The following is a 6,970-nucleotide window of genomic DNA, read 5'->3' on the forward strand; positions in this document are numbered from 1 at the left end:
CAGTGCGGGGCTTTTGTTTTGACAGCCACGCGAAGCCACGGGTTAGAATCGGGCACGGCCCCTGCATAGACGGAAGGCCTTCCCCTTTTTCCCGGAGCACGCCTTGGACGCCAGCGCCATCAACAGCCTGTTTCTGATCGGTGCGCTGCTGGTAGGCATGAGCATCCTGGTCAGCGCCTTCGGCTCGCGCTTCGGCATCCCGATCCTGGTGATCTTCCTCGCCGTGGGCATGCTCGCCGGCGTGGACGGCCCAGGCGGTATCGTCTTCAACGACTACTCCACCGCCTATCTGGTCGGCAACCTGGCACTGGCGGTGATCCTGCTCGACGGTGGTATGCGCACCCGCGTCTCCAGTTTCCGCGTGGCGCTATGGCCCTCACTGTCCCTGGCCACCCTCGGGGTGCTTATTACCGCAGGGCTGACCGGCGTGGCAGCCGCCTGGCTGTTCGACCTGACGTGGATGGAAGGGTTGCTGATCGGCGCCATCGTCGGCTCAACCGACGCTGCTGCGGTGTTTTCCCTGCTCGGCGGTCGCGGCCTCAACGAGCGGGTCAGTGCCACCCTGGAGATCGAATCCGGCAGCAACGACCCGATGGCGGTGTTCCTCACTGTGACCCTGATCGACATGCTGCTCAAGGGCCAGGCCGGCCTCAGCTGGAGCTTCGCCGTGCACCTGCTGCAGCAGTTCGGTCTTGGCACCCTGCTCGGTTTCGGCGGTGGTTGGCTGTTACTGCAACTGGTCAACCGCATCACCCTGGCCGGGGGACTGTACCCACTGCTGGTGGTCAGCGGCGGCCTGATGATATTCGCCATCACCAACGCCGCGGGAGGCAGCGGCATCCTGGCCATCTACCTGTGCGGCCTGCTGCTGGGCAACCAGCCGATCCGCTCGCGCCACGGCATCCTGCACATGCTCGATGGCCTGGCCTGGCTGGCACAGATCGGCATGTTCCTGGTACTCGGCCTGCTGATTACGCCACATGAGCTACTGCCCATCGCCGTGCCGGCCCTCGGCCTGGCCCTGTGGATGATCCTGTTCGCCCGCCCGCTGTCGATCTTCCTCGGCCTGCTGCCATTTCGCGCCTTCCATGACCGCGAGAAGGCCTTCATCGCCTGGGTCGGCCTGCGTGGCGCAGTGCCGATCATCCTCGCCGTGTTCCCGCTGATGGCGGGCCTGGAGAACGCCCAACTGTTTTTCAACGTGGCCTTCTTCATCGTTCTGATCTCGCTACTGCTGCAGGGCACCAGCCTGCCGCTGGCTGCCAAACTGATGAAAGTGACCGTGCCGCCAGACCCGGCGCCGATTTCCCGGGCCGGCCTGGAAGTCCACCCCACCAGCCAGTGGGAGCTGTTCATTTACCGCCTGGGGGCCGAAAAGTGGTGCATCGGCGCCCCCTTGCGCGCGCTGAAGATGCCCGAAGGCACGCGCGTGGCCGCGCTGTTCCGCGGCGAGGAACTGCTCCACCCGTCCGGCAGTACCACCTTGCAGGAGGCCGACATTCTCTGCGTGATTGGCCATGAACATGACCTGCCTGCCCTCGGCAAGCTGTTCAGCCAGGCCCCGCAGCGCGGCAAGGACCTGCGTTTCTTCGGCGACTTCGTGCTGGAAGGTGACGCCGAGCTGGCCGCTATCGCCACCCTCTACGGCCTCAAGCTCGGTGACGAGGACGGTAACCAGCCCCTGGGCCGCTTCATCGCACACGAGATTGGCGGCGAACCGGTGGTCGGTGATCAGGTGGAATGGAACGGCCTGACCTGGACCGTTGCCCTGATGGAGGGGAACAAGGTGCGCAAAGTCGGCGTCAAATTCCCCGAAGGTCAGAACAAACCGGGGCCCGGCCTGTTCCTCTAGGCATGTACCGACCCCAGCGCCGATGGCGCAGCTGACATATCATTAGCCACAATTTTCCGCACGAGCCGCAATCGCGACCATGTCCTTACTGCGCCCCCTGTTTACCGGCCTGCTGCTCAGTCTCTGCCTGAGCGCCCAGCCACTGGCGGCCGAGCTTCCCTCGGCCACTGCCCTGCAGCAAAACCTCGACAGCTTGAGCGAGCGCAAGCTGCCGGAGGCCGAGCACAACGCCCTGAAAGGCCACCTTGAAGCCACTCTGGGCTTTCTCGCCAGTCGCGATGACAGCCAGCAGCGTCTGACTTCGCTCAAGCGCCAGCTGCGCGATGCACCCAAGCTGATCACCGATGCCCAGCGCGAGCTCAAGCAACTCAAGGGTGACACAGCGCAGGACATCGCCAAACGCTATGCCAGCGCCAACGTCACGCGCCTGGAACAAATGCTCAGTGAGCGCAGCAATCAGCTGAGTACCTGGCAGCAGCAACTGGCGGAGGCCAACAGCCTGCTGATCACCGCGCAGACCCGCCCGGAAAGGGCGCAAACCGAGATCAGCAACAACCAGAACCGCGCCCTGCAGATCAACAACCAGTTGAAGAGCGGCAAGGATGGCAACCGTCCGCTGAGCAACGAGCAACGCGACCGCCTGAACGCCGAGCTGGCCGCCCTGGAAGCACAGACCGCACTGCGCCGCGAGGAACTGGCCGGCAACAGCCTGCTGCAGGACCTGGGCAACGCCCGCCACGATCTCCTGCAGGAGCGTATCCGGCGTGTCGAGCAGGAAAGCCTCGACCTGCAGGCCCTGATCAGCGCCAAACGCCGGGAAAGCTCGGAACAGACCGTCGCCGAACTTTCTCGCGAGGTCGAGAAGGCCACGCCGGACAGCCTGGTCGCCCGGGAAAGTGCCTCCAACCTGAAGATTTCCGACTACCTGCTGCGCGCCACCGACCGGCTCAACGAACTGAATCGCCTGAATCTGGAGACCAAGCAGCAGCTGGATAACGTCAACCAGGCCGCCAACGCCCTGGAAGAGCAGATCGAGGTGCTCAAAGGCAGCCTGCTGCTGGCCAAGATCCTTTACCAGCAGAAACAGGCCCTGCCGAAACTGCAACTGGACAACAACCTGGCCGACGAAATCGCCGACATCCGCCTGTACCAGTTCGAGCTGAACCAGGCCCGCGACAAGCTGGGCAACCTGCAGGACTACGTCGACGGCCTGCTGGTCGGCCAACCCGCCGACCAGGCCACACCACAGCTGCGCGCCACCCTGCTGGAGCTGGCCACCACCCGCAGCCAGCTGCTCGACCGCATGAGCAGCGACCTCAACGCCCTGCTCAATGCCTCCATCACCCTGCAGCTCAATCAGAAGCAACTGCAACAGGTGGCCAGCAACCTGCGCGCCACCCTCGACGAGCAGATGTTCTGGATTCCCAGCAACAAGCCGCTCGACCTCGACTGGCTGAAACTGGTGCCCGGCCTGCTCGAACGCCAGCTGGACAGCATCGCCTGGGGCTCCTCGATTAAGGAACTGGGGGCAGGCCTGATCGATCGACCCTGGCTGTTCGTGCCCTTGCTCCTGCTGATTGGCGCCCTGATCTGGCGCAGGAACTGGCTCTACAGCAAGCTCAGCGCGGTGCACCAGGACATCGGTCACTATAAGCACGACAGCCAGCTGCACACTCCGCTGGCCTTGTTGATCAATGTGCTGCTGGCGCTGCCGGTGGCCTTGTTCCTGGCCCTGGGCGGCCTGGCGCTGCTGCTCGATGCGCGTGGCCAGAACGCCACACTTGGCAGTGCCTTGCTGGACATGGCCCAAGCCTGGATGGTGTTCTACACCCTCTATCGCATCCTCGCCCCTGGCGGCGTTGGCGAAGTGCACTTCCGCTGGCCACGCCCCCAGGTGCATTACCTGCGCCAGCAGGCGCGCAGCCTGGGTCTGGTGGTACTGGCCCTGGTTGCCGTGGTCACGGTGGCAGAACACCAGCCAGCCATGCTGGCCGATGACGTGATCGGCGTATTCGTGGTGCTCGCCTGCTATACCCTGATGGCCGTGCTGCTCAGCCGCCTGCTGCTGTCCGGGCCAATGCGCGAAAACACCTCGCCATTCCGCCTGCTGCTGGGGCTGACCTTCACCTTGCTGCCCATCGGTTTGATCGTGGCGGTGGGCTTTGGCTACTACTACACGGCCCTCAAGCTCAGCGACCGCCTGATCGACACCCTCTACCTGCTGATCCTGTGGCTGCTGCTGGACGCCATCTTCGAGCGCGGCCTCAGCGTGGCGGCTCGTCGCCTGGCCTACCAGCGCGCACTGGCCAAACGACAGAGCGCGGAGAGCACCGATAGTGATGTGCCACTCGAAGAGCCGACTCTGGGCATCGAGCAGATTAACGAGCAGTCCATGCGCCTGATCCGCCTGGCCCTGCTGGCCGGTTTCATCGGCTGCCTGTATCTGGTCTGGGCCGACCTGATCAGCGTCTTCACCTACCTGGACAACATCACCCTGTACGAGTACAGCAGCGGCACAGGCGACGCCATGGTCATGGTGCCGATCAGCTTGCTGGATGTCCTGGGTGCACTGATCATCATCGGCATCAGCACGGTGCTGGCCCGTAACCTGCCAGGCTTGCTCGAGGTACTGGTGCTGTCGCGCCTGAAGCTGGCCCAGGGTAGTGCCTACGCCACCACCACCCTGCTGTCCTACGCACTGGCCGGCATCGGCTTCGTGGCCACGCTGTCCACCCTCGGGCTGAGCTGGGACAAGCTGCAGTGGCTGGTCGCCGCGCTGTCGGTCGGTATCGGCTTCGGCATGCAGGAGATCTTCGCCAACTTTATCTCCGGTCTGATCATCCTGTTCGAGCGCCCGGCGCGCATCGGCGATGTGGTCACCATCGGCAACCTGTCCGGTACGGTCAGCCGCATCCGCATCCGCGCCACCACCATTACCGACTTCGACCGCAAGGAAATCATCGTCCCCAACAAGACCTTCATCACCGACCAGTTGATCAACTGGTCGCTGACCGACACCGTCACCCGCGTGACCCTGCAGATTGGCGTCGGCTACGGCTCCGACCTGGAACTGGTACGCAAACTGCTGCTGCAGGCTGCACGCGAGAACCCGCGCGTACTGCGCGACCCGGAGCCGCTGGTGTACTTCCTCACCTTCGCCGAGAGCACCCTCAACCACGAACTGCGCATCCACGTGCGCGATCTTGCCGACCGCAACCCGGCGATCGACGAAATCAACCGTTTCATCGACCGCGAGTTCCGCGCCAACGGCATCGAGATAGCCTTCCGCCAGCTCGACGTGCATGTGAAGAACATCGATGGCGGCGAATATCAGCTGATTCAGCGCAAGCACGACGCGGACAAAGGGCAGAACGCTGGCACGCTGCCCGAGCCACCCGCTGACGAGTAAGCGTACTGGCGCTGAACGACAAGCCCGAGCACAATGCTCGGGCTTTTTCGTTGGAGCCCGCCGTTGAAAGCCCTCGCCGATTTCGTGTTCGACAACCGCTTCGCCCGTCTGGGGGATGCCTTCTCCAGTGCCGTGCTGCCCGAGCCCCTGGATGAACCGCGCCTGGTCGTGGCCAGCCCGCAGGCCATGGCCCTGCTCGATCTCGACCCCGCCGAAGCCGGCTCCGAGCTGTTCGCCGAGCTGTTCTCCGGGCACAAGCTGTGGAGCGAGGCCGAGCCACGCGCCATGGTCTATTCCGGGCATCAGTTCGGCGTCTACAACCCACGACTGGGTGACGGCCGAGGCCTGCTGCTGGGCGAGGTGGTCAATGACGCCGGCGAGCACTGGGACCTGCACCTCAAGGGTGCCGGCCAGACGCCCTACTCACGCATGGGTGACGGCCGCGCAGTGCTGCGCTCATCGATCCGCGAATTCCTCGCCAGCGAGTACCTGCACGCCTTGGGCATCCCCAGCTCACGCGCCTTGTGCGTCACCGGCTCCAGCACCCCGGTGTGGCGCGAGCGCCAGGAGACGGGCGCCATGCTGCTGCGCATGGCGCCCAGCCATGTACGCTTCGGCCACTTCGAGTACTTCTATTACAGCAACCAGCACGAGCGCCTGCGCGAGTTGGGTGAGCATGTGCTGGCCTGCCATTTCCCCGAGTGCCAGGCGGCGGAGAACCCCTGGGCGGCGATGTTCCACGAGATCGTCGAACGCAATGCCGAGCTGATCGCCAACTGGCAGGCCTATGGCTTCTGTCACGGGGTGATGAACAGCGACAACATGTCGATCCTCGGCATCACCTTCGACTACGGCCCCTATGCCTTCCTCGACGACTTCGATGCCAACCACATCTGCAACCATTCCGACGACAGCGGCCGCTACAGCTTCAGCAACCAGGTGCCCATCGCCCACTGGAACCTTGCCGCCCTGGCCCAGGCGCTGACGCCTTTCGTCGAAGTGGACCAGCTGCGCGAGACGCTCGGCCTGTTCCTGCCGCTGTACCAGACCCACTACCAGGACCTGATGCGCCGGCGCCTCGGCTTCACCCAGGCGGAAGAGGACGACGACGAGTTGATCGAACGCCTGCTGCAATTGATGCAGACCAGCGCCGTAGACTACTCGCTGTTTTTCCGTCGTCTCGGCGAACAGGCTCCCGCCGATGCACTCAAGCAATTGCGCGAAGACTTCGTCGACCTGGCCGGCTTCGACCAGTGGAGTGACGCCTACATCGCCCGCACCACCCGCGAAACCAACGACCAGCATGCCCGCCGCGTCCGCATGCACGCGGTCAACCCGCTCTACGTGCTGCGCAACTACCTGGCACAAAACGCCATCACCGCCGCCGAACAGGGCGACTACGGCCCGGTGCGTGAACTGCACGCCGTACTGTCACGCCCGTTCGAGGAACAACCCGGCATGCAGCGCTACACCGAACGCCCGCCGGAATGGGGCAAGCACCTGGAGATCAGTTGCTCGTCATAAGCTCACAGGACTGAGTAGAACAGCGGTGAGCCCATCCCTGTGTAGGAGGCGCCTTGGCCACGACAGGGAACTCCCAGTGGGAGCGGCTTCAGCCGCAATTGCTTCACCGCCTCGCACAAGCCTTCACTGCTGCGCCACTTTCTGCGCACACACCACGACCGATAGCGCCCAAGCCCCCGTTCCCT

General features: G+C 64.1%; 3 protein-coding genes. All 3 read left to right on the plus strand.

The features are described 5' to 3' along the window. Window positions 1–103 precede the first annotated feature (103 nt). The gene (locus P7A97_RS16445) at window positions 104–1,852 is read left to right on the plus strand and encodes a potassium/proton antiporter (RefSeq protein ID WP_277691106.1); all 1,749 of its coding nucleotides are present in this window, start codon (window positions 104–106) and stop codon (window positions 1,850–1,852) included. Window positions 1,853–1,931: 79 nt separating this feature from the next. Further along, entirely contained in the window at window positions 1,932–5,261 is a 3,330-nt protein-coding gene (gene mscK / locus P7A97_RS16450) for a mechanosensitive channel MscK (RefSeq protein WP_277691107.1), read from the plus strand. Window positions 5,262–5,324: 63 nt separating this feature from the next. Beyond that, a complete protein-coding gene (gene selO / locus P7A97_RS16455) occupies window positions 5,325–6,785 on the plus strand; it encodes a protein adenylyltransferase SelO (RefSeq protein WP_277691108.1) in 1,461 nt (486 codons plus the stop codon). The last annotated feature ends 185 nt before the right edge of the window (window positions 6,786–6,970 follow it).

Origin of the sequence: Pseudomonas sp. GOM6 (assembly GCF_029537485.1) — a bacterium.
GTDB lineage: Bacteria > Pseudomonadota > Gammaproteobacteria > Pseudomonadales > Pseudomonadaceae > Aquipseudomonas.

Coding starts and splice junctions, on each gene's coding strand:
- mscK (WP_277691107.1), top strand. CDS start 1,932: ATGTCCTTACTGCGCCCCCTGTTTACCGGCCTGCTGCTCAGTCTCTGC.